Below are 25,247 nucleotides of genomic sequence, written 5' to 3' on the forward strand. Positions count from 1 at the left end.
TGTCAATAATTTTCACAACCCATAATATGCGATAAATATTAATTGCATCAAATTAAATTGCTTATAATAGTTTTATATCGTATTCTCTACATATTTTCATATTTTTATCATCCCATGTACTTGCTTGAACTTCTCCAATATGAGCTTTATTTAAAAAGAACATACAAATTCTAGATTGTCCTATTCCACCTCCAACAGTAAATGGAAGTTCTTCTTTTAATAAAAGCTTATGAAATTCCAATTCTCTTCTATGGTCATTACCTGAAACTCTTAACTGATAATCTAATGCTTTTTTATCTACTCTAATACCCATAGATGAAAGTTCTACTGCTCTTTCTAATAATGGATACCAAAATAGTATATCTCCATTTAGGCTCCAATCATCATAATCAGGACTTCTTCCATCATGCTTTTCTCCTGATTTTAAACTATCGCCAATTTTCATTATAAATACGGCCTTATGCTCTTTACATATAGCATCTTCTCTTTCCTTTGGTGTTAATTTAGGATATATATCTTCTAACTCCTGAGTAGTAATAAAGAAAATATCCTCTGGAAGTTTATCCTCTTCTTTAATCAAATCACTATGAACATATTTTTCAGTTTTCTTAAAAACATCATATATATCTTTAACTATCTCTTTTAATTTTTCTTCATTTCTATCTTCTTTAGTTATAATTTTTTCCCAGTCCCATTGATCTACATAAATTGAATGTAAATTATCTAATTCCTCATCTCTTCTAATTGCATTCATATCTGTATATAAACCTTCTCCTACATTAAATCCATATCTATATAGGCTTAATCTTTTCCATTTAGCTAAAGAATGAACTATTTCAACCTCTTCACCAGTTGCTAATATATCAAATTTAACAGGTCTCTCTACTCCATTTAAATTATCATTTACCCCACTTTTAGCATCTACAAATAAAGGTGCTGAAACTCTAGTTAAATTTAATTTTTCTGCTAAAGTCTTTTCAAAAAAATCCTTAATTTTCTTAATGTTTACTTCTGTTTCAATTAATGTAGTGTTACTTTTATAATCCTTTGGTACTATTATTCCTTCGATTTTCATAGAAAAATCCCCCTTTAATCTATTAGTAATTTATTTTATAAAATAAAAAACTTTCATCCTATAAAAGGATGAAAGTAAAATTCCATGTTGCCACCTTAATTCGCTATTATTTCACAATAATAACCTTATCAAGTACATAAGTAAACTTAGATACTCTATCACTATAACAGGTGAACCTGATTACCGCCTACTAGTTGTTATCTTTCGGGATATAGCTCAGAGATGTTATTCAAATTAACTTTCTTATTCTACTTTCAGCCATGGTAGAACTCTCTTTGAAGATACATTAACTCTACTTCTTCTCTTCATTGCCTCTATATACAATATTTTATTGAAATAAATAATATCATCTTATTATAAAAATGTAAATACTTTTTTTGAATTATTATTGAATTTATTTTACAAAAGTATTAATAGTTTTAATAAGTTGTTTTAATGTTTCCTGTTCCATTGATCCTTCTTCTATATTTAAGCAATTATTAGCATAATATTCAATAGTTAGTCCTCCGACTCTATTTATAGCTGATCTAATAGCCGAAATTTGTACTAGTATGTCTGAACAGCAAACGTTTTTTTCAAGCATACCTTGAATTCCTTTTACCTGTCCTTCAATTCTTTTAAGTCTATTAATAATGTCTTTTCTTATCTTTTCATTTTCTTCTTCCAATTTAATACCTCCATATTACTATACCTCTATAGGGTATCTTTATTTTAACATTTATCTATGTATCTTTCAATTAATAAAAATATATCATTCTAATAAATATAAAATGATATAATTAATATATATTATTATGTTAATTTATTTATAATGTGATACCTTGGAGGTTATTATGGACAAAATAATAGAGATATTTAATAGGCAAAAAAACTTTTTTTACACTAATAAAACTAATGATTTAAATTTTAGAATTAATACTTTAAAAAAACTTAAACTTATCATTAAAGAAAATGAAGAAGAAATCATGGAGGCATTATACAAAGATCTAAAAAAATCGAACTTTGAGTCTTATGCCACTGAAATAGGAATAGTATATGATGAAATTAACCTTCATATAAAGAAATTAAAATCTTGGGCAAAAAAAGAAAAAAAGAAAACTCCTCTAGTACATTTTCCTGCAAAAAGTTATATATATAAAGAGCCTTATGGAGTTGCTTTAATCATTGGACCTTTTAACTATCCTTTTCAGCTTATTATAGCTCCTTTAATAGGTGCTATTTCTGCTGGAAATTGTGCAATAATTAAGCCTTCTGAAAATAGCCCCAAAACTGCTTTACTTCTAGAGAAATTAATAAACAATAACTTTGATAAAAGTTATATCTCAGTTATTGATCCTCTAGGTGGAAAGGAAACTGTTTCTTATTTATTAGATTTAAAATTTGATTATATATTCTTTACTGGAAGTGTAATAGTTGGAAAAATTATTATGGAGAAAGCATCAAAAAACTTAATTCCTGTTACATTAGAATTAGGAGGAAAAAGTCCTTGTATAGTAGATAATACAGCTAATATAGACTTAGCTGCTAAAAGAATTATATGGGGTAAATTTTTAAATTCAGGACAGACCTGTGTAGCTCCTGATTATATATTAGTTGAAAGTAGCATTAAAAACAAACTATTAAAGGCTTTAGTAAAAGAAATTACAAGTCAATTTGGAAATGATATTAAATCTAGCCCTGACTTTCCTAGAGTGGTAAACAAAAGCTCATTAAATAGGCTTAAAGAATATCTTACTGATGGTAAAGTATATTTTGGTGGCTCTTTTGATGATGAAAATCTATATTTAGAACCTACTATTCTAGTAAATATAAAGGAGAACTCCAAAGTTATGGAAGATGAGATATTTGGCCCTATCCTACCTATTATAGAATATTCAAACTTAGATGAGGCAATTAAATTTATTAGATCAAAAGAGAAACCATTAGCCTTATACTATTTTTCAGAAAATAAATCTTCTATTGAAAAAGTATTATTAAATGTTTCTTCTGGCGGAGCAACTATTAATGATACTATTATTCATGTAGCTTCTTCCTATATCCCCTTTGGTGGTGTAGGTACTAGTGGAACTGGGCAATATCATGGGAAAGCAAGCTTTGATACATTTTCCCATAAAAAATCAATTATAAAAAGAGGAACTTTTTTTGAGCTTCCTATTAGATTTGCCCCATACAATAATAAGCTTTCCACTATAAAAAAGCTTATGAAATAAAACAACTATATTTTTTTATTTGAAACACTCTATTTTTTAAAGTATTATTAATATATAAATATATTTATTTAGGAGGAGTTATGAGAAATTTTAATTACAAAAATGAAACAGAAATTATCTTTGGTAAAAATACTGAAGAAAAAATCGGCAAGGAAATAAAAAAATATACTAATAAGATTTTACTTCATTATGGTGGAGGTAGTATAAAGTCTAGTGGATTATATGATAAAGTTATTTCATCTTTAAAAAATGAAAATATTGAAATAGTTGAACTTCCTGGCGTTAAACCTAACCCAAGACTTTCTTTAGTTAAAAAAGGCATTGAAATTTGTAGAAAAAATAATATAGATTTTATACTTGCTGTTGGAGGAGGAAGTGTCATAGATTCTGCTAAAGCAATTGCTGCTGGAGTAAATTATGATGGTGATGTTTGGGATTTATTTATAGATACTTCTATTAATCATCCTTGTTTAAATGTTGCAACTATATTAACTATTCCAGCAGCTGGTAGTGAAACAAGCTCTGGTTGTGTTATAACTAACGAAGATGGATGGTATAAAAGAAGCGCTGGCCATCCTACTCTAAGACCTGTTTTTTCAATTATGAATCCAGAACTTACTTTTACTCTACCAAAATATCAAACTTCTTGTGGAATTGCAGATATGATAGCCCATATTCTCGAAAGATACTTTACTAATGAAAAGCATGTTGACTTAACAGATAGATTATGCGAAGGTACTTTAAAAGTTATCATTGAAAATGCTTTAAGATTAAACATAAACCCTAATGACTATAATGCAAGAGCTGAAATTATGCTATCAGGAATGATAGCTCATAATAACTCTTTAAGCATGGGAAGAATTGGTGATTGGGCAACTCATGATATCGAGCATGAACTAAGCGGTATTTATGATATAGCCCATGGTGCAGGGCTTGCAATACTTTTCCCTGCTTGGATGAAATATGTATATAAACATGATTTAAATAGATTTGCTCAATTTGCTAATAGAGTCTTTAATATTGATATTAATATTAACAATCTTGAAGAAACTTCTTTAAAGGGTATAGAAGCACTTGAAAACTTCTTTACTGATATGGATTTACCAACTAGATTAAGTCATGTAGATATTGATGATAGTCGCATTGAAGAAATGTCTAAAAAACTAGTTGCTTATTGTGATCATGTTGGTAACTTTGTAGAAATAAGAGAAAGGGAAGCTTTAGAAATATTTAAATTGGCTCTATAATTTTTACTTGTTAAATTAAACAAAATGGAACTGCTTATGTCAGTTCCATTTTGCTTTTCTATAATAATCTCTATACTGATATACTTTTCTCCTCTTTATTTTTCTTACTGAAAGTCTTTTTATAATAATATAATTTACATATAAATATATAAGCCATTATTATAAAAATTATAACTATTGCATATAACATAAAAACTTCTTCTGGTAAAACTTTTATAATAGGATCTGTTCTTTCATCAAAAATCCAATAGTCATTATTAAAGAATATCTTATGAAATATAATAAATGCTTTTGAGAAATCAATAAATATAGCTAATAAAAGTACAGCTATTATACCTGTAAGTGTATTAGCTCCATAATTAAATAGCTTGTAAATATTAATTTTTTTCTTCTTACTCTTTCTTATAATAAATAAAACAATAAAAAATATAAAAATTATAAATGTTAAAAGATAAATTGCTAAAAATATTTTCTTAACTTCATAAAAATGAAACTCTCCATTATTACTCATAGAAAAATTTTCAAAATTCAACTTATCTACAAACGGATTTTGTAAATAATTAATTAATGTACTATAATCCTTCATAAGCATTTTTTTAGATACTTGTCCCACTTTATCTAGATTATATTTATCTATAGAAAAACTATATATAAACTTAAAATTTAATGATATAATAGTTGAAATTCCTATAGTAAATATTGCTAATAAAAAGCCATAAAAAATTTTTTTAAATACTTCTAATATTCTCTTCATATTCCCATCACCCAATTACCTACTTATTTTTTATTTAATAATAACATAAAATTTATTATATATACAAAAAAAGAAGGTTACCCTTCTTTTTTTTTGCTAAGTTTCTCAAACTTTATAAATTCAACTCTAATATGTATATTTTTTTATTATTATATTAAATAGATTTTTCTTTAAATTTCCAGAATATAATTGCTGCTAACAATAAAGCTCCACAAATTGCAAGATATACTAAAAATAATGGATTTGTAAGACTACCAAAGAAAATTATAAGTGATCCTACTGATGCTAAGATTGGATTAAGTTTTCCCTTCCAAACTCCTTTAACTTCTCCGCTTAAACCCATTCTAAAAACTTTAAAATACAATAATATGTATAATAAATAATTTACAGTTATAGATATTTCAGATACATCTGTATTTGGTAAATAATTATTTTTTTGAGTTATATAATGAATTATTAAACAAACTAGAGTTATTATGAAAGCTATAATTGCTGAATAAATTGGCATTCCTAATTTTTCATTAACAATTTTTATCTTTCTAGATTTTGGGAACATACCTCTAATTGCTAATGAATAAGGCATTCTTATATGTCCCATAATAAGTCCATTTAAAGTTCCTAATATTGAAACAACTACAAATGTTAGTATAATTTTAGCTCCCCATGTACCGAATAACATATTAGCTGCTAAATTAACGTGTGCATCTTCTAAAGCCATTATTTTTTCAGGTCCTACATATATACTAATTCCAACAAAATACAAAACATATATTATTAGTATAAATAATGGAGCAATTACTAAAGCTTTTGGAAGATTCTTTTTTGAATCTTTTATTTCATGTCCAATAGATGTAGCTATTATCCAACCATCAAAAGAAAATGCAATTGGAGCTATTGCTGCCATCCATGTTGCTGACTTCATATGAGTAACATCACCAATATTAATTACATTTGGATTTCCGAAAAATACACCAGCTAATGCAATTAATATTAAAGGAATAACTTTAATGACTGTAGATATATTTTGAAAATAGCCACCTAATTTTCCTGATAATATGTTCAAAATATAAAATATTACTATAAATGCAAATCCAATAGCTATATTAAGAGCTAGTCCACCATCAATTCCAAATAACATACATATATATATTCCTGCAACCCATGAAACTACAGCAATTAAAGTTGGATAATACAAGAATGTATGAAACCATCCAAATGCACATGCTGCAGATTCATTATAAGAATATTCTGCATATGTTATTATTCCCCCTGGTCTACTTTCCCTAGAAGCAAGCTCTGAAATAGTTAAACTTCCAAATATAATTCCCAAAGCAGCTATGCAGAAAACTATAACACCTAGACTTATACTGCCATTTGTTGCAACAAGTATATTATCACTCTTAAAAAATATACCTGATCCAATTACTATACCTACTATCATACCTATGGCAGTAAATAAGCCATATTCATTTTTCTTCATAATTCCACCTCATTTTTAATATAATATTCTATAATGCCAATTTTCTATGTACAATATATCATATAAATCAAAAAATTAGAACAATAAATTTATTATAATTAAAAATTTTTAAAAATAATAAATTCAACTCTTTATAATTTAATTAAATAATTTTTATTTCTATAATAATTATTCCAGTATATAATTAACCTATAAAATAAATTTTATAGGAGATTAGTATGGAAAATATTTTATTTTATTATTTAATTTTAATTAATATTATTGCTTTTATTACTATTTATATAGATAAACAAAAAGCTATTAAACATAAGTGGAGAATCAAGGAATCAACTTTATTTTTATTATCAACTGTAGGAGGAAGCTTAGGAACTCTTTTAGGTATGTATACATTTAGACATAAAACTAAACACAAAAAGTTTACAGTAGGAATTCCATTAATTCTAATTCTTCAAATTTTAATTTTTATCTTTAAATAACAATAATAGAAATATATCATAGTGCTTGCTCCATCACTTTGCTTCAAGTCGCCACACTATACTATCTATTTTACGCTAAATCGGAATTAAGAACAGTGCTTGCTCCGTCACTTTGCTCCAAGTCATTGAAAAATTAATATATGCAGAAAGGAAAGTATAAATAGTTATTAAAAGGATAAACTTTTACACTTTCCTAGACATTAAAAAAGAGATAGTTTTTAAAACTATCTCTTTAACTACTATTGTTCTTTTTTAATTATTGAAATTCCTAAATCCTCAAGTTGATTTTCATCTACAATATTAGGTGCTTCACTTAAATAGCAATAAGCATTTTGATTCTTAGGGAATGCAATAACATCCTTAATATTTTCAGTTCCTGCTAAGAACATAATCATTCTATCAAGTCCAAAAGCTAATCCGCCATGTGGTGGTGGTCCAAACTTAAATGCATCTATTAAGAATCCAAATCTTTCTTGAGCTGATTCTTCTGTAAATCCTAAAGCCTTAAACATTTTTTCTTGAAGCTTAGAATCATGAATTCTTATAGAACCTCCACCTAATTCTTCTCCATTTAAAACTAAATCGTAAGCTTTTGATCTAACTGCTCCTGGATTGGTTTCTAACATATCTATATCTTCATCCATTGGTGATGTAAATGGATGGTGAGCTGCATGATATCTTCCTTCTTCTTCATTATATTCAAATAGAGGGAATTCTGTAATCCAAGTAAAGTTAAATTCATTCTTATCTTTTATTAAATCAAACTGCTTTGCAAGCTCTAATCTTAATGCTCCTAAGCTTTGGAATACTACTGAATTTTTGTCTGCTACTATAAATATAGCATCACCAACTTCAGCATTCATAGTTTTTATAATTGAATTTGTTACATCATCAGTTAAGAATTTAGCAATTGATGATTTAATTCCGTCTTCTTTAATTTGAATCCATGCAAGTCCTTTAGCCTTATATGTCTTAACAAATTCACCTAATTTATCTATTGGCTTTCTTCCTAAAGATGCTCCACCTTTTAAGCAAAGAGCTCTTACAGAACCACCATTTTCTATTGCTGATTTAAATACTACAAAATCCATATCCTTTACGTCTTCTGTAATATTAGTGATTTCCATTCCAAATCTTAAATCAGGCTTATCTGAACCGTATTTTTCCATAGCATCTTTAAATGTCATTCTCTTTATAGGTAACTTAACATCTACTCCTGCTACCTCTTTAAATACATGAGATATTAAACCTTCATTCATTTTTATTACATCTTCTTCTTCAACAAAACTCATTTCTAAGTCTATTTGAGTAAATTCTGGTTGTCTATTTGCTCTTAAATCTTCATCTCTAAAGCATTTAACAATTTGATAGTATCTATCAAATCCTGAAACCATTAATAGTTGCTTAAATATTTGTGGTGATTGAGGAAGTGCATAGAACATTCCTGGATAGTTTCTTGAAGGCACAAGATAATCTCTTGCTCCCTCTGGAGTACTCTTTGTTAACATTGGAGTTTCCACTTCTAAAAAGTTATTTGCATCTAAATAATCACGTACTGATTTAGAAACTTTACTTCTAATCATAAATATTCTTTGCATATCAGGTCTTCTAAGATCTAAATATCTATATTTTAATCTTATATTTTCTGCTGCATCTAACCCTTCCTTTATGTAAATAGGAGGAGTATCTGACTCTGAAAGTATTTTTAAACTTTCACATTTAAGTTCAACTAATCCAGTTGGCATATTATGATTTGGAGCCTCTCTTAAAACTACTTCTCCAGTTACAGCTATACAATATTCTGGTCTAACATCTTTAGCTTTTTCAAAGGCTTCTGCATTAATTTCTTCTCCAAAAACTATTTGCATAATTCCTGTTCTATCTCTTAAGTCTATAAATTGAAGACCTCCTAATTTTCTATTTCTTTGCACCCATCCCATTAATGTAATCTTTTGAGAAACATTACTTTCTCTAACTTCTCCACACATTAGGGTTCTCTTTAATCCGCCTAAAGCTTCGCCCATTTTTCTTCCTCCTAACTATTTAATAACCTTCGCTATTTCATCTATATTATCTAAACTAACTTCAAATTGTTCACCATCACTCATTCTTTTTAGTTTTAACACTTTATTTTGAAGTTCGTCATCGCCTATTATAGTAGTAAATGCTGATCCAATTTTATTAGCATATTTCATTTCTGCTTTTATGCTTCTGCCCATGTGATTTACTTCTGTTTTAATTCCATTAGCTCTTAACTTATTTGCTAAGACAAAGGCCTCTGTTTTTGCTTCATCACCTCTAGCTCCTATATAAAGCTCAATAATATCTTCCCTTGGAATTTCTATTCCTTCCTTTTCTAATGTCATTATAAGTCTTTCTAATCCTAAACCAAACCCTACTGCTGGCATTTCTGGGCCACCTATTTCTTCAATAAGTTTGTCATATCTACCACCACCACAAACTGTGAAATCATCATTTAATATTTCAAAAATAGTTTTAGTGTAGTAGTCTAAGCCTCTAACTATACCTGGATCAATAGTATATTTTATATTTAAAGCATCAAGATATCTCTTTACTTCAGTAAAGTGAGAATCACATTCATCACATACATAATCTAATATGATTGGAGCATTTTTAGTAATTTCTTTACAAGTTCGTTCTTTACAATCTAAAATTCTCATTGGATTTTTTTCAAATCTAGTTTTACATACATCGCAAAGATTATTGTAATTTTCTTCTAAATATTTCTTTAAAGCATCATTATATTTAGGTCTGCATTTTGGACATCCTAAATTATTTATATTTAAACTTAAGCCTTTAAGTCCTAATTTTTTTAAAGCTTCCATAGCTAAAGAAATAACTTCAGCATCCATTGATGGCTCTTTCGAACCAAATACTTCAACTCCATACTGATGAAATTGTCTAAGTCTTCCTTTTTGTACATTTTCATACCTAAAACATGGAATCATATAATATAACTTCGTAGGTTGAGCTTCATTAAACAATCTATTTTCTATAAAAGCTCTAACAGTAGGGGCTGTTCCCTCTGGCTTTAACGTTATACTTCTATCACCTTTATCATTAAAAGTGTACATTTCCTTTTGTACTATATCTGTAGTTTCTCCAACACCTCTTAAAAATAACTCTGTATGTTCAAATATAGGTGTTCTTATTTCTCTTACTCCAAATGTCTTTGAAACTTCTCTTAAAATTTCCTCAATATAATGCCACTTATATGCATCTTGAGGTAGCATATCCTTAGTACCCTTAGGTGCTTGGATTTCCATATTATCTCCTCCTATTTAAGGTAAAGTGTATCTAAAAGTTTTTTCTTTTCCTCTACCATTTCCTTAATTCTGCTCGTATACTCTCTAATGTCTTTTACATTTCCAAATCTTTCGATTCTATTATCTTCTAAAAATACTACTTTAGATACGGCATCTGCTCCTAATGCTATAATAGTTTGTTTATCTTCTATCATTTGAATATTATATAAACACTCTTTTCCTTCTTTAGAATACCCCAAATTCTCCATATTTCCAACCATATTTTTTTGTCTGTACATATAATATGGTTTTATTTCTAGGCTATTAGCCAATTTTCTACTTACTTCGTACATTGAAGAAAGTTCTTCTTGCTTCTTAATTTGTATTCCCTTTTTTAAAATGAAATTTTCATAAAGAATTGAAGCTCTTTTTAATGATAAACCATGAACTGTTAAGCTATCTGGTCTTAACTTCAATATTTCTTCTACAGTATGCTCAGCCTCTTTAATTCCTTCTCCAGGGAGACCAATTATCATATCCATATTTATATCATTAAAACCAAGGTTCCTAGCTAAGTTAAACTTATCAATAACATCTTTAGATGTATGTCCTCTTCCTATCATCTTTAATGTATTGTCATTCATAGTTTGAGGATTAATGCTTATCCTAGTAGTTTTATATTTTTTCATAGTTTCTAACTTTTCTAAAGTTATACTATCTGGTCTACCACATTCAACTGTAAACTCAAGAATATTTCTTTCTTTAACAAAAGCTATATATATTTCTTTCATTATAGCTTCAAATTCTTCATTATTTACCGCAGTTGGAGTTCCTCCACCAAAATATACACTTTCTATTTTTAATCCTCTCTCATCAACATAATTCTTCATTTCTTTAATTTCATATGTTAATGCTTCTAAATAAGGATTCACTAATTTTTTATTACCACCTATTGGATTAGCTGTAAATGAACAATAAAAACATCTAGTTGGACAAAAAGCCATTCCAATATAAATAGCAATATTTTTTTCATCCTTATTTATTGATTCCTTTTCTTTTTTTGCAACCTCAATACAAAGCCTTGCTTTATCTTCAGAAGCTAAGTGTTTATTCTTAAATATCTCAACTATTTCATCATCACTTTTTCCCTCTTCTAAATATTTAAGGGCTATTTTAGATGGTCTTATTCCAACTAATATCCCCCAAGGATAATAGTCCCCAGTTATATCCTTAAGAGAAGAAAAAATAAGTCTTTTAATGTCTTCTTTAATATTTTCACTTAAGTTGGACTCTTTATAAAAGTCTTTATATAAAAAAGAAACTTTATTTTCTTCTATATTTACTATATATTCTCCCCTATCTTCGAATTTAATTTCTTCTAAAGGATAATATATATTAAACATTTGATATACATCATATCTGTACTTTAAATCATTTAATTTTACTATTACTTCCATTTATTCTCCTCTTACACTAGGAATGGATTTTTCATCCTTTCATGAAAAATAGTTGATTTTGGCCCATGACCAGGATATACATTTATATCATTATCTAAAATCATTAGCTTACTCTCTATACTATTTATAAGTTCATTGTAACTTCCACCTAAGAAGTCAGTTCTTCCTATTGAACCATTAAATAAGGTATCACCTGTAAATACATTATCTTCTACTAAATAACAAGTACCTCCCTTTGTATGTCCAGGTGTAAATATAGTTTTAAAAGTTAAATTTCCAACTTTAATTTCTTGCCCTTCATTTATATATTTATAAAGCTTTGGTAACTTACCAAAAATACCTGAAGAATCTATCTCCATATATTCTTCTTCAGCTTTATTTATATATACATCAACATTATATTTATCTTTTAACTCTACTACCGCTCCATTATGATCAAAGTGGCAATGAGTTAAGAGAATAACATCTATTTGTATACCTAAAGCTTCTATTTCCTTAATTAAATAATTTGCTTGTGCTCCTGGATCTATTATTGCTGCATTATTTGTCTTATCATCAATGGCTAAGTAACAATTAGTTTGTAATGATCCAAGAGAATATGCCTTAACTATCATAAATTATTCCTCCTAACTAAAATTGTTTTTTACTATCTAACATTAATGTAACTGGCCCATCATTTTGAATATCAACTATCATATGAGCTCCAAATTCTCCAGTTTCAACTTTCAAACTAGATTCTCTTAATAATTCAACAAATCTTTCATATAAAACCTTGGCTCTTTCACCACCTTCAGCTTCCATAAAATTAGGCCTTCTTCCTTTTCTACAATCACCATATAAAGTAAATTGAGATATAGCCAAAATTTCACCCTTAACATCTAAAAGTGAAAGATTCATTTTATCATTTTCATCTTCAAAAATTCTTAAGTTTACAATTTTATCTTTTAAATATAGTAAATCTACTTCAGTATCTTCTTTAGAAATGCCAATAAGTAAATTAAGTCCTTTACCAATAGAACCTATTATTTTATCTTCTACAATAACCCTTGAAGAGTTTACTCTTTGAACTACTACTCTCATTATATTACCCCTCTAACTATTCAATCTATATACGTCCATTACACCTTTTAACCTTCTTATTTTTCTCATAAGCTCTTTAAGTTGCTCAATAGAATCTATTTTTACTCTAATATTTATTACAGCAATATTTCCTTTAGAAGATTTTGCATTTAATGCATTAAGAGGTAATTTAGCTTCAGTTATTATTGTCATTATATCAGATAATATTCCAATTCTGTCTTCTGCCTTAACTTGTATTTCAGCAACATACGCAGCTCCTTTTGATAACCCCCAAGATACCTCAACTACTTTTCCACTATCATAATTAATTAATGACTTTAAATTGCTACAGTCACTTCTATGTACTGAAACCCCTCTTCCCTTAGTAATATATCCTTGAATTTCATCTCCAGGTACAGGGTTACAGCATCTAGCAAATCTAACCATAATATTATTTACACCTTTTACTGTTACTCCATAAGAATTAGCTGGTGCAGACTTAATATTAGACTTATCAGCCTTACTAATATGATCATCAATCACCTTATTTAAAGTTTCAAAAGTTTGTTTTTCAATTATATTATCTTCTTTAAGTTTAGAAATAAATGCAGAGGCACAAATCTGACCTATGCCTATTGCTGCATACAAATCTTCCATATTGTGGATGTTATATCTTTTAACTGCCTTATCATATCCATCTCCCTTAGCAATTTCTGAAAATATAACTCCTTGCTTTTTTATTTCTTTTTCAAAGACTTCTTTTCCTTTATCTATATTTTCTTCTTTTTTAATTTTCTTAAACCATTGTCTTATCTTGCTTTTAGCCTGATTACTCTTAGCCATATTAAGCCAATCTATATTAGGTCCTTTTGCATTTTTAGAAGTTAAAACCTCTACTATCTCACCAGTCTTTAATTTATAATCAAGTGGTACTATTTTACCATTTACTTTAGCCCCAACACACTTATTTCCAATATCAGTATGAATTCTATATGCAAAATCAATCGGTGTTGCTCCACTTGGTAAGTTTATTACTACCCCCTTAGGAGTAAATACAAAAACTTCATCTGTAAATAAGTCTATTTTAAATCCTTCTATAAACTCTTCTGCATCTGCAGTTTCCTTTTGCCACTCAAGCATATCTCTAACCCATGCTAGCTTATTTTCAAAGGAATTCTCTTTATCATCTTGAGTATCCCCTTCCTTATACTTCCAATGAGCTGCTATACCATATTCAGCAGTTTTATGCATTTCAAAAGTTCTAATTTGGATTTCAAATGTCTTACCTTGAGGTCCTATTACTGTAGTATGAAGAGATTGGTACATATTGGCCTTAGGCATTGCAATATAATCCTTAAATCTACCTGGAATAGGCTTATATATAGTATGAACTATACCTAATACGCCATAACAATCCTTTACTGTATTAACTAGTATTCTTATAGCAGTTAAATCAAATATTTGCTCTATACTTTTGTTCTTTGTAACCATTTTTTTATAAATACTATAAAAATGTTTAGGTCTTCCATCTATATCTGAATCTATTTCAGACTCTTCAAGTCTTTTATGTAAATCTTCCTTTATTTCTGATATATAAGTTTCTCTTTCCACTCTTTTTTCAGCTATCTCTTTAACTAAATCATAATATTCTTCTTCATGTAAATATCTAAAAGATAAATCTTCAAGCTCCCATTTGATTTTAGAAATACCTAATCTATGAGCTAAAGGAGCATAAATATCTAAAGTTTCTTTTGCTTTTTGTTTTTGTTTTGCCTTTGGCATATATTTTAAAGTTCTTAAATTATGAAGTCTATCTGCAAGTTTTATAATAATAACTCTAATATCTTTTGCCATTGCTAAAAGCATTTTTCTAACATTATCTGCTTGTTGCTCTTCTTTTGTTTTATATTCTATTTTGCCAAGTTTTGTAACACCTTGAACTAAATTGGCAATTTCCTCGTTAAAAATATTTTTAATATCATCATAGGTATATTCAGTATCTTCTATTACATCATGAAGAAGGCCTGCAGCTATTGTACTAGTATCCATACCCATTTCTGCAAGTATTACAGCTACATCAATCGGATGGGTAACATATGGTTCCCCAGATTCTCTTTTTTGATTTTTATGTGCATCAGATGCTAAATCATATGCTTTTTTAATTATATTGGTATCAACATTATTACAATTTTCCTTTATTTTCTGTAATAGGCATTCATACATATGGGTAATCTCCTTTGATTTAGTCTAAAATAATTGGCTGGTTGTTAAAACCAGCCATTTTTCTTATATTATATAATATTTATCTTGATATTTCAACAATATTAAAACTCATAATCAACTAATGACATGACTTCATACTTTTCTAATTTTTTTCTTCCATTAAGTCCAGTAAGTTCAATTGCAAAGTCTAAGCAAACAACTTCCCCACCAGCTAATTCTACAAGTTTAGCTACAGCATCTATAGTTCCACCAGTTGCTAATAAATCATCTACTATAGCTACTCTTTGACCTTTTTTTATTGCATCCTTGTGTAATTGTAATGTATCGCTACCATATTCTAAGTCATAAGTTACTGATACTGTTTCTCCAGGTAATTTACCTGGCTTTCTTACTGGAACAAATCCTATTCCCATAGCATATGCTACAGGTACTCCATATATAAATCCTCTTGCTTCTGGTCCAACTATTAAATCTATATTTTTATCCTTTAAATGCTCTACTATTTTATCTATTGAATATTTTAATGCTTCACCATCTCCAATTACAGTTGTAATATCCTTAAAACTTATTCCTTCCTTTGGAAAATTTTCAATTACTCTTATTTTTTCCTTTAGATTCATGATAACTCCTCCATTACTAAAAATTATAAACTATATAATTATTATAACTACTTTTACATAAAAATAATATAGCTTTATTATTATAGTAATAATTAAAATAATTATATAGTCATTCTTGATTTATTTAAATATTTAGTTATTTGTTCTGCCCTATCCTTTTTATTAGTAGTTAAAAGTTCTATAATAATACGTGCATTGTCCATCATTCTTACAGCATTTATCGTTGGTGTAATGACATCTATAATCTTTAAAATACATTTATCATCCATTTCTACCATATTATAATGATTCATTATAGCTCTTAACCCATAATTATTTGTATTAGTAAGAAACTTTCTACCCTCTTTTAAAATCACACCATTTTCACCTTTTAAAGGAACTTCTGCCCATTGTTCTCCTATAAGAATTAAATCTAAATACTTGTTTATACTTTTAATATTATAGTAAATTGCAATTGCCTGCATCAATTTAAAAGTAAGTCCACTAATCGACAAATTCTTATATCTATATTGACATCCCTTTTGATTAGGATTTATGTATATGTACTTTCTTTCTTCATTAACTTCTTTATTTTCCAAAACTATCAAATCTATCCCAAGATCCCTACAAAGCTTTTCTTCTTCCTCTGAATTTAAATCTAACCCTAAAGTTATTAAAAGTTGCCCTCCTAAAAAGCTAACATCGTCTATTATACTTTTAGAAGTAATTCCAGAATCAGAATTTTCATCATGGATTACATATTCTATATCTGCATTTAAATACTTTAAAACTAGATTTAAAGATGATATAGCACATAATCCATCAACATTTGGTACCCCATAAACAACTATCTTTTTTCTATTGTTTATTGCCTCTACCATATGTTCAATAGCCTTATTCATATTTTTAAGTATAAAGGGATTATATCCAGTAATATAATTTGGACTATAAATACTCTCCCAAAACTTACGCATTATAAACTCCTCCATAAAACTTAAGAAAACACATATATTATAATGTAAAATCATAAATATTACAAATGTTTTATTATAAAAAAACAATAAACCTCCAAATAATTTAGGAGGTTTATATGTTTTTTATATATTTTATGGTTTAATTCACTTTACCTTCAGCTTTCTTAGCTTCTCTTTTTCTTAAAACAACCCAAGTTGGTGCTGCTATAAATATTGAAGAATATGCTCCTGCTGCTATTCCTATAATTAATGGGAATGAAAATTCCCTTACTGTTGGAACAAATATGTTTACTGCAGCAATAGTAATTAAAGTGGTTAGTGTAGTATTAATAGATCTTGCCATTGTTTGAGTTAAGCTCTTGTTTGCTATTTCTGTATCAGAGGCTCTTCTCATACTCTTAGCATTTTCTCTTATTCTATCAAATATTACTATTGTATCATTAATAGAGTATCCAACTATTGTTAATATAGCTGCTATAAATGGCGTATTCACAGGTATATCAAAAATTGCAAAAACACTAACTGTAATTAATACATCATGTACAAGAGCTACTATTGCTGCTATACCATAATCCATCTTAAATCTTACAGCAATATATAATAACATAGCTAAACAAGCAACAACTAAAGCAATTATTGAATTTTTAGTAAGATCTTTACCAACCGAAGCTCCTATTTGATCTTGAGATAATAAGGCATCATCTTCTAAATTGTATTTATCTTGTAATGCCTTAAATACTTCTGAAACTTTATCATTATCTAAATCCTTTGCTTTAATCTCATATTGAGTATCTTCAACTTCATTAGTAACAGCATCAGGTACTAATGCTTTAACAACTTCATCTACTTCTTCTTTGTTAAAACCTTCTCCAAGTTCAACAACTACCTTAGTACCACCTTGGAAATCTATTCCTAAGTTTAATCCTCTTGTAACTGTAAATCCTACTCCAATTAATATACATATTAAAGATATTGCAAACCAAATTTTAGTTTTTTGAACTATCTTTAATACTTTTCTCTCTTTCTTGGTTCCAAACTGCCATATTTTCTTTAATAATCCCATATCTACAGCTAAATTAACTAAAAGCTTAGTAATTATTAAAGCTGTAAATAAACTTAAAACAATACCAATCATTAAGGTAACTGCAAATCCTTTAACCGATCCAGAACCTATAAAATACAATATTAATGCAGCAATAAATGTTGTTGAATTTGAATCAACTATTGATGCCATAGCATTTTCAAATCCAGCCTTAATTGCGCTTTTAACAGATATTCCTCTTGTTAATTCTTCTTTGATTCTTTCAAATATTAATATATTGGCATCTACAGCCATACCAATAGTTAATAATAAAGCCGCTATTCCAGGTAATGTTAATGCAACCTTCATTTCTGTAAACACTAAAAGGACTAAAGTAATATACAATGTTAATGCAATACTTGCAAATAATCCTGGTATTCTATAATAAACAATCATAAATAAGAATATTATTCCTACGCCAATAACTCCAGCCTTTATCGCATTGGGAAGTGCTTCTGCACCTAATTGCGCTCCAACATTACTAATTGAAGCCGCCTTAACTTCAACCGGCAATGCACCAGAACTTATTACTCCTGCAAGCTTTGTTGCTTCATCCATTGATGACATTCCATTAATTACAGCCTTACCATCAGTAATTGCACTTTGTACTACAGGTGATGAAACTAATTCATCATCCATATATATACTAATGGCTTTCCCAATGTTATTTGCTGTAACTTCAGCAAATTTTTCTTTTCCATCATCATTAAACTCTAATGATACTACAGGACTAGATGTACTATCTAAGACTGCTGTTGCTTCTTTAACATCTTTCCCTGTTAAAAGTACATTTCCATCCGAATCTCTAAACTCTAAATTACCAGTCTTACTTAAATTCTCAACTATTTCATTAGAGTCATATTCTCCAGGGATATCAATTCTTATTCTGTTATCCCCCTCTACAGTAACTACAGTTTCAGCTACTCCGATACTGTTAACTCTAAGCTCTAATAATTGTTTTGTTCTTTCAAGTACATCAGATGAAACGTTATCTTCTTGTATTTCCATTAAAACAGAAACTCCACCTTGAAGATCAAGACCCTTTGTAATTGCATTATTAAAAGATTTAACTTCCCAGCCCGCTATTTCAAATCCATTGAAACCTACAAAAGCTAGTGACATAATTACAACTACACAAAGTACAAATAATATTGAGCTTTTGCTCTTGCTTTTGCTTCTCCCTTTCATATTCTTCCCCCTCTGGTACATTTTCTATTAAATTATATTACTTATGTTAAGTAATATCAATAGCTTTTTATATAGTTTGTATAATATTGCCAATATTAAGTTGAAATTTCTTTATTTAATTTTTATATTATCAAAATCATATAATACAAAGACATTAAAATTAAAAATGAAGAATTAAAAATGAATAATTATTGATACAATTTGTTACAAATTGCTAAAAATAATTTAAATTAAAAACTCCATTAGGAGTTTTCTCCTTAATTTTCATTTTACCTTCTTCATTTTTCATTGTTCGATAATAGCTATAAATTTATTCCAAGCATTCCAGATAGCAATCCAATAAATATACATAAAACAAATTTTATAAAATCATATATGGTTAATGTAGCTTCAGCCCCGAATAATATCCCTAAAATATATAGTGTTATGTAAAAGATACATCCTACAGCTAAACCAACAATCCACCCTTTGCTACCATATGATTTTACAGCAATTACAGAACCTAAAACTAAAGCTAAACATGTAATTACCACATATATAATATTGAATATTTTTTCTTCAATAGGAACTCTATTCATTACAAAGGAAAAAATAACTGTGGTTATTATTGTAACTACAAGTGCCCAAATAAGTCCTCTTAATACACTCTTAAAGTAACTTATCCACTCCATAAAAGTTCACCCCCTAGTAATAATCTTATGATTTACTAGGGGGCATTATTCTTATTCTTGTACTTTATTTACTTTTGTAGCTATTCCATTTTTAGAAATTTTAAGTTTTGTTCTTTCAGCACTACTTTCAATGATTACATAATCATCTTCAACGATAATTATCTTCCCCATAATTCCGCCTCTAGTAACTATCTCATCATTTTTTTCTAAAGCTGATAACATTTCATTGTATTTTTTTGTTCTCTTCTTTTCTGGTAATATTAATAAGAAATACATTAGACCAAACATTAAAGCAAATGGTAATACTAGTGATAATGCAACTTCCATTATATTCATTCCCTTCTTATAAAAATGCATAATTAAAAATTAATAATAAATAATTATTGATGTAATTTATTCCAAACTACTAAAAATAACTTCTTTAAGAGTTTTAATCAACTTTTATTCTTCACTTTAAATTCTTAATTTTAGATAACTTCATAATATAACATTTAAATAGTACTGTCAATTATATTAACAGATATTTAATACTTTAAGCTCTTCCATTCCACTCTTTAAGTTTTTGCTCCTTAAATTCTTTAAAGTATCCTCCATCTATAGCAGCTCTTATATCTTCCATAAGCTTATTATAGAAATAAAGATTATGTAAAACACAAAGTCTCATAGCAAGCATTTCTTTAGCCTTAAATAAATGTCTAATATATGCTCTTGTATAGCTTTTACATGCTGGACATTCACATCCTTCATCAATTGGTCTTATATCTAACTCAAACTTAGCATTCATTAAGTTTATCTTACCTTCTTTAGTAAATACATGACCATGCCTACCATTTCTTGCAGGTAGTACACAATCGAAGAAGTCAACTCCTCTATCTACAGCCTCTAATATATTACTTGGAGTACCAACTCCCATTAAATATATTGGCTTATCTTCTGGTAAATGTGGTACTACTGCATCTATAATTCTATACATTTCTTCATGAGTCTCACCTACTGCTAATCCACCTATTGCATATCCATCAAGATCCATTTTGGTAATAGTCTTAGCATGCTCTATTCTTATATCCTCATAACAACCACCTTGATTAATACCAAATAACATTTGTTCTTTATTAATAGTTTCTGGTAGTGAGTTTAGTCTATCCATTTCAATTTTACATCTTTCAAGCCATCTAGTAGTTCTTGCTACAGACTTTTCTACATATTCTCTTGTTGATGGATTTGGAATACATTCATCAAAGGCCATAGCAATTGTAGATGCAAGATTACTTTGTATTTGCATAGATTCTTCTGGTCCCATAAAAATCTTTTTACCATCTATATGCGAAGAAAAATATACTCCTTCTTCTTTTATCTTTCTCATTCCAGATAAAGAAAATACTTGGAATCCACCTGAATCAGTTAAAATAGGTCTATCCCAGTTCATAAACTTATGTAATCCACCAAGCTGAGCCACTACCTTATCAGACGGTCTTAAATGAAGATGATACGTGTTAGATAATTCTACTTGACATCCTATTTCTTTTAAATCCATAGTAGATACCGCCCCCTTAATTACGGCTAAAGTACCTACATTCATAAATACAGGTGTCTCAATCGTTCCATGAGGAGTTTCAAACCTTCCTCTTCTAGCATTTCCATCTTTTTTTAATAAAGTATATCTTTTTTTACTCAATTTTTCACTTCCTCTTTTTGTTATTCTTTAATAATCATAGAGTCTCCAAAGGAGAAAAATCTATATTTTTCTTTAACAGCTATATTATATGCATTCATTACATTTTCCTTACCTACTAATGCAGAAACTAACATAATTAATGTAGATTCTGGTAAATGAAAATTTGTAATAAGTTCATCTATAACCTTATATTTATAACCTGGATAAATAAATATATCAGTCCAGCCACTTTGTTCTCTTACAAATCCATTATCATCACCTATAGTTTCCAAAGTTCTTGTAGAAGTAGTACCTACAGCTATAACCTTGTTTCCTCTTTTTTTAGTTTCATTAATTAAATCTGCATTTTCTTTATCTAAATGATAATATTCTGAATGCATTATATGTTCATTAATATCTTCAACTTTAACTGGTCTAAAAGTACCAAGTCCCACATGAAGAGTCAAATATGCTATATTAACTCCCTTAGCCTTAATCTCTTCTAATAAGTCATTAGTGAAATGTAACCCTGCTGTTGGAGCTGCTGCTGAACCTTCTTCTTTTGAATATACTGTTTGATATCTTTCTTTATCATCAAGTTTTTCAGTTATATATGGTGGCAAAGGCATTTCTCCAAGTTCATCTAATACTTGTTCAAATATACCATCATATGAAAACTCAATTATTCTATTTCCTTCTTCAATTATATCAACTACTTTACATTTTAGCTTTCCTTCACCGAAAATAAAACTTTGACCTATTTTAGCTCTTTTACCAGGCTTTGCAAGACATTCCCATTTATCCCCATCTAGTCTCTTTAAGAGCAAGAACTCTATTTTTCCACCAGTTCCTTCTTTTTCCCCTATTAATCTTGCTGGCATTACTCTAGTATTATTTAATACTAGAGTATCTCCTTCATTTAAATATTCCATTACATCATGGAAATGTCTATGTTCTATACTTCCAGTTTTCTTATCTAAAACCATTAATCTTGAAGCATCTCTTTTTTCTAAAGGATGTTGTGCTATTAATTCTTCTGGTAAATCAAAATCAAAATCGCTAACCCTCATTTTATTATCTCCTTATCTTTAATTGCATATTTATTAAAATAATTTTTGCTGTTCCCCTAAGTTTCCTCTTTTTTTCTTGCTTCTTCCTAAATGTTCGTAAGCCTTATCAGTTGCAACTCTTCCTCTTGAAGTTCTAACAATAAAACCAGTTTGTAATAAATATGGTTCATATACATCCTCTATAGTTCCAAGCTCTTCTCCAATAAAATAAGAAAGAGTTTCTATACCAACAGGTCCTCCATTAAAATTATCAATTATAGCTTGTAATATTTTATTATCAACTCTATCAAAGCCCTTATTATCTACTTCTAATAATTCTAAAGCAGCCTTCGCTTCCTTATAACTTATTAATGAATCAGAATATACTTCAGCATAATCTCTAACTCTTTTTAATAACCTGTTTGCGATTCTTGGAGTGCCTCTTGAACGCCTTGCAAGTTCATATGCCCCCTCTTCAGTAATATGACAATTTAAAACAAAAGCAGATCTTATAATAATTTCTTTAAGTTGCTCTTCTGTATAATATTGCATATCGCATAATACTCCAAATCTATCTCTAAGAGGAGATGTAAGCATTCCAATCCTTGTAGTTGCTCCTATTAAAGTAAATTTAGGCAAATCTAATCTAATTGATTTAGCTGCTGCTCCCTTACCTATTACTATATCTAAAACATAATCCTCCATAGCTGGATATAATATTTCTTCAACATTTCTATTTAATCTATGAATTTCATCTATAAATAAAACATCATTATCCTTTAATGTTGTTAAAATAGCCGCTAAATCACCTGCCCTTTCAATAGCAGGTCCTGAAGTAATCTTAAGCTCTCCATTCATTTCTTTAGCAATAATATTAGCTAATGTAGTTTTTCCAAGTCCAGGGGGCCCATACAATAAAACATGATCTAACGCCTCATCTCTATTTTGAGCAGCTTTAATAAATATATTTAATCTTTCTTTTACTTTGTCTTGCCCTATATATTCCTCTAATGATTGAGGTCTTAAACTTAAATTACTACCATCTTCGAAAATTTCCTGTGGAGTTATAATTCTTTCCATAAATTCACCTCTAACCCATAAGAACTTTTAAACAATTCTTTATGATATTCTCCAAGCTATCCGTTTTATCTACTTTTTTAAGAGCAATCTCAGCCTCTTTTTCAGAATATCCTAAAGCTAAAAGTGCTCCTAAAGCTTCCGCTATATTACTTGCATTTTCAGGTATAATATCTTCAAAATCTCCAACATTTTCAATGCCTTCTACTAAATCTTCCTTTTTAATCTTATCTTTTAGTTCTAAAATAATTCTTCCAGCAGTTTTCTTTCCAATTCCAGGAGCTTTACATAAATGCTTTTCATCTCCCATCATAATTGCATATCTAAGATTGTTAATTCTACTAATAGAAAGTAATGATAATGCCGCCTTTGATCCAACTCCATTTATAGAAATTAAAAGCTTAAACATTTCAAGTTCTTCTTTAGAATCAAATCCGTATAGTCCTAAAAAATCTTCCCTAACTATTTGTTCAAGATAAAGCATAACTTCTTCATCAATTTTAGGCATAGATGACATAGTTGCCCCTGAAGTAAAAATTTTATATCCTATACCATTATTTTCTACAATTATATAATCTTTATTTATACCTTTATATTTTCCTTTTATGTATTCGTACATACAACTATCCCTCCTTTATGCCAATAAAAAAATAATCTATAAAATTTTAATCTACACTATACTTTATCATTATAGATAAAATAATTCAAGGCAAAAAAATGAGGCTGCGTAAGCAACCTCATTATCTACAATATACACTGTAAAATTTTTAGTTACTATAATATTTCTATTGAAATAACTAATTTTTTATTTTACACTTCTAACTTATCTATCATTTCCTATAAAGAATAATGCCACTGTTCCAGGCCCTGAATGGCTACCTACTGCTGGACCTACATTATTTATAATAACATCTTTTACATTCACTTCTTCTAATATTAACGCTCTTAAATGTTCAGCATCCTCTAAACAATCTCCATGGCTTATAAAAACAACTTGTTGTTCTGGATTTACAATTCTTTCTTTCAACTTTTCTTGTAATGCCTTTATAGATTTTTTTCTTCCTTTAACTTTTGATATAGGAATTAATCTACCTTCATTATCTACATGCATTACAGGTTTTATACTTAGCATTGTACCAACAATAGCTACTGTACTAGAAACTCTTCCACCTCTTTTTAAGTGGTTTAAGTCATCTACTGTAAACCAATGATTTATTTTAAGCTTATTTTCTTCTATCCAACTTATTATTTCTTCTTTATTTTTTCCTTCATCAAGCATATTAGTTGCATAATACACAATAAGCCCAAGCCCCATTGAAGCACTCTTACTATCAATTATTGTTATATCAGCATCTTTTATTTCTTCCACAACAACCTCTTTTGCTAATCTTGCACTATTTACACAACCACTTAATGCTGATGAAAAGCCAATATAAATAATTGAATACCCTTCTTTAACAAACTTTCTAAAGCTTTCTTCAAAATTACTTACATTAGCTTGAGATGTTGTTGGCATTTCTCCTTCTCTAATAAGATTATAAAAATTCTTATGCGATATGCTTACACCTAAATCATCTGGTATATCTTTACCTTTAATATTCACCCTTAAATGCATAACTTGAATATTATTTTGTTCAACAAAACTTATAGGTAAATCACAACAAGAATCTGTGAAAATTATTATTTTCCTCATAATTACTCCCATTT

The 25,247-nt window shown here is 28.5% G+C and carries 23 protein-coding genes and 1 other annotated feature; of the genes, 3 read left to right on the forward strand and 20 right to left on the reverse strand.

Annotation, left to right across the window (positions count from 1 at the left end):
- Positions 1-61 precede the first annotated feature (61 nt).
- Both asnA and ACQPUY_RS01410 read right to left on the reverse strand, forming a co-directional pair.
- Positions 62-1,075 (reverse strand): aspartate--ammonia ligase, encoded by a 1,014-nt coding sequence (asnA, locus tag ACQPUY_RS01405; RefSeq protein WP_430839100.1) that lies wholly within the window; start codon positions 1,073-1,075, stop codon positions 62-64.
- 61 nt (positions 1,076-1,136) lie between these two features.
- Positions 1,137-1,393 (reverse strand) — a binding site (T-box leader).
- Positions 1,394-1,469: 76 nt separating this feature from the next.
- A complete protein-coding gene (locus ACQPUY_RS01410; protein WP_430839101.1) occupies positions 1,470-1,742 on the reverse strand; it encodes a metal-sensitive transcriptional regulator in 273 nt (90 codons plus the stop codon).
- A gap of 166 nt (positions 1,743-1,908) precedes the next feature.
- On the opposite strand from ACQPUY_RS01410, the gene ACQPUY_RS01415 reads away from it, so the two are divergent.
- Both ACQPUY_RS01415 and ACQPUY_RS01420 read left to right on the forward strand, forming a co-directional pair.
- Positions 1,909-3,285 (forward strand): aldehyde dehydrogenase, encoded by a 1,377-nt coding sequence (locus ACQPUY_RS01415; protein WP_430839102.1) that lies wholly within the window; start codon positions 1,909-1,911, stop codon positions 3,283-3,285.
- An 80-nt stretch (positions 3,286-3,365) separates the two neighbouring features.
- Positions 3,366-4,532: an iron-containing alcohol dehydrogenase gene (locus ACQPUY_RS01420; RefSeq protein WP_430839103.1), complete on the forward strand. Its 1,167-nt coding sequence runs from the start codon at positions 3,366-3,368 to the stop codon at positions 4,530-4,532.
- A gap of 70 nt (positions 4,533-4,602) precedes the next feature.
- Here ACQPUY_RS01420 and ACQPUY_RS01425 read toward each other — a convergent pair whose 3' ends face one another.
- Positions 4,603-5,286: a TIGR01906 family membrane protein gene (locus ACQPUY_RS01425; RefSeq protein ID WP_430839104.1), complete on the reverse strand. Its 684-nt coding sequence runs from the start codon at positions 5,284-5,286 to the stop codon at positions 4,603-4,605.
- Between the two features lie 154 nt (positions 5,287-5,440).
- Positions 5,441-6,766: an APC family permease gene (locus tag ACQPUY_RS01430; RefSeq protein WP_430839105.1), complete on the reverse strand. Its 1,326-nt coding sequence runs from the start codon at positions 6,764-6,766 to the stop codon at positions 5,441-5,443.
- Positions 6,767-6,984: 218 nt separating this feature from the next.
- On the opposite strand from ACQPUY_RS01430, the gene ACQPUY_RS01435 reads away from it, so the two are divergent.
- A complete protein-coding gene (locus ACQPUY_RS01435) occupies positions 6,985-7,242 on the forward strand; it encodes a DUF1294 domain-containing protein (RefSeq protein ID WP_430839106.1) in 258 nt (85 codons plus the stop codon).
- Between the two features lie 239 nt (positions 7,243-7,481).
- Here the strand turns inward: ACQPUY_RS01435 and aspS are convergent, their stop codons facing one another.
- From aspS to ACQPUY_RS01515, 16 genes are all read right to left on the reverse strand, one after another.
- Positions 7,482-9,266 carry an aspartate--tRNA ligase gene (aspS, locus tag ACQPUY_RS01440; protein ID WP_430839107.1) on the reverse strand — a complete coding sequence of 595 codons (1,785 nt, stop codon included), beginning with the start codon at positions 9,264-9,266 and terminating at the stop codon, positions 7,482-7,484.
- A 15-nt stretch (positions 9,267-9,281) separates the two neighbouring features.
- Entirely contained in the window at positions 9,282-10,529 is a 1,248-nt protein-coding gene (hisS, locus tag ACQPUY_RS01445) for a histidine--tRNA ligase (protein WP_430839109.1), read from the reverse strand.
- An 11-nt stretch (positions 10,530-10,540) separates the two neighbouring features.
- Complete coding sequence (locus ACQPUY_RS01450; RefSeq protein WP_430839110.1) at positions 10,541-11,965, reverse strand: coproporphyrinogen III oxidase; 1,425 nt, start codon at positions 11,963-11,965, stop codon at positions 10,541-10,543.
- A gap of 11 nt (positions 11,966-11,976) precedes the next feature.
- Positions 11,977-12,579 carry an MBL fold metallo-hydrolase gene (locus ACQPUY_RS01455; RefSeq protein ID WP_430839111.1) on the reverse strand — a complete coding sequence of 201 codons (603 nt, stop codon included), beginning with the start codon at positions 12,577-12,579 and terminating at the stop codon, positions 11,977-11,979.
- 16 nt (positions 12,580-12,595) lie between these two features.
- The gene (gene dtd, locus ACQPUY_RS01460; RefSeq protein WP_430839112.1) at positions 12,596-13,045 is read right to left on the reverse strand and encodes a D-aminoacyl-tRNA deacylase; all 450 of its coding nucleotides are present in this window, start codon (positions 13,043-13,045) and stop codon (positions 12,596-12,598) included.
- Between the two features lie 12 nt (positions 13,046-13,057).
- Entirely contained in the window at positions 13,058-15,247 is a 2,190-nt protein-coding gene (locus ACQPUY_RS01465; protein ID WP_430839113.1) for a RelA/SpoT family protein, read from the reverse strand.
- Between the two features lie 101 nt (positions 15,248-15,348).
- Positions 15,349-15,867 (reverse strand): adenine phosphoribosyltransferase, encoded by a 519-nt coding sequence (locus ACQPUY_RS01470; protein WP_430839114.1) that lies wholly within the window; start codon positions 15,865-15,867, stop codon positions 15,349-15,351.
- A 101-nt stretch (positions 15,868-15,968) separates the two neighbouring features.
- On the reverse strand, positions 15,969-16,820 hold the full coding sequence (locus tag ACQPUY_RS01475; RefSeq protein WP_430839115.1) for a DHH family phosphoesterase: 852 nt from the start codon (positions 16,818-16,820) through the stop codon (positions 15,969-15,971).
- A 139-nt stretch (positions 16,821-16,959) separates the two neighbouring features.
- Entirely contained in the window at positions 16,960-19,089 is a 2,130-nt protein-coding gene (gene secD / locus ACQPUY_RS01480) for a protein translocase subunit SecD (RefSeq protein WP_430839116.1), read from the reverse strand.
- A gap of 302 nt (positions 19,090-19,391) precedes the next feature.
- Positions 19,392-19,760: a TIGR04086 family membrane protein gene (locus ACQPUY_RS01485; protein ID WP_430839117.1), complete on the reverse strand. Its 369-nt coding sequence runs from the start codon at positions 19,758-19,760 to the stop codon at positions 19,392-19,394.
- 51 nt (positions 19,761-19,811) lie between these two features.
- The gene (gene yajC, locus ACQPUY_RS01490) at positions 19,812-20,096 is read right to left on the reverse strand and encodes a preprotein translocase subunit YajC (protein WP_430839118.1); all 285 of its coding nucleotides are present in this window, start codon (positions 20,094-20,096) and stop codon (positions 19,812-19,814) included.
- Between the two features lie 196 nt (positions 20,097-20,292).
- Positions 20,293-21,435, reverse strand: a complete 1,143-nt coding sequence (gene tgt / locus ACQPUY_RS01495; RefSeq protein WP_430839120.1) for a tRNA guanosine(34) transglycosylase Tgt — start codon at positions 21,433-21,435, stop codon at positions 20,293-20,295.
- A 20-nt stretch (positions 21,436-21,455) separates the two neighbouring features.
- Positions 21,456-22,484, reverse strand: coding sequence for a tRNA preQ1(34) S-adenosylmethionine ribosyltransferase-isomerase QueA (gene queA, locus ACQPUY_RS01500; protein WP_430839121.1), 1,029 nt, complete (start codon positions 22,482-22,484; stop codon positions 21,456-21,458).
- Between the two features lie 33 nt (positions 22,485-22,517).
- Positions 22,518-23,543 carry a Holliday junction branch migration DNA helicase RuvB gene (gene ruvB / locus ACQPUY_RS01505; protein ID WP_430839123.1) on the reverse strand — a complete coding sequence of 342 codons (1,026 nt, stop codon included), beginning with the start codon at positions 23,541-23,543 and terminating at the stop codon, positions 22,518-22,520.
- Between the two features lie 10 nt (positions 23,544-23,553).
- Positions 23,554-24,159: a Holliday junction branch migration protein RuvA gene (gene ruvA, locus ACQPUY_RS01510; RefSeq protein ID WP_430839124.1), complete on the reverse strand. Its 606-nt coding sequence runs from the start codon at positions 24,157-24,159 to the stop codon at positions 23,554-23,556.
- A 204-nt stretch (positions 24,160-24,363) separates the two neighbouring features.
- A complete protein-coding gene (locus ACQPUY_RS01515; protein ID WP_430839125.1) occupies positions 24,364-25,233 on the reverse strand; it encodes a DegV family protein in 870 nt (289 codons plus the stop codon).
- Between the last annotated feature and the right edge of the window lie 14 nt (positions 25,234-25,247).

This window comes from Clostridium nigeriense (genome assembly GCF_050585245.1).
Taxonomy (GTDB): domain Bacteria; phylum Bacillota; class Clostridia; order Clostridiales; family Clostridiaceae; genus Clostridium; species Clostridium nigeriense_A.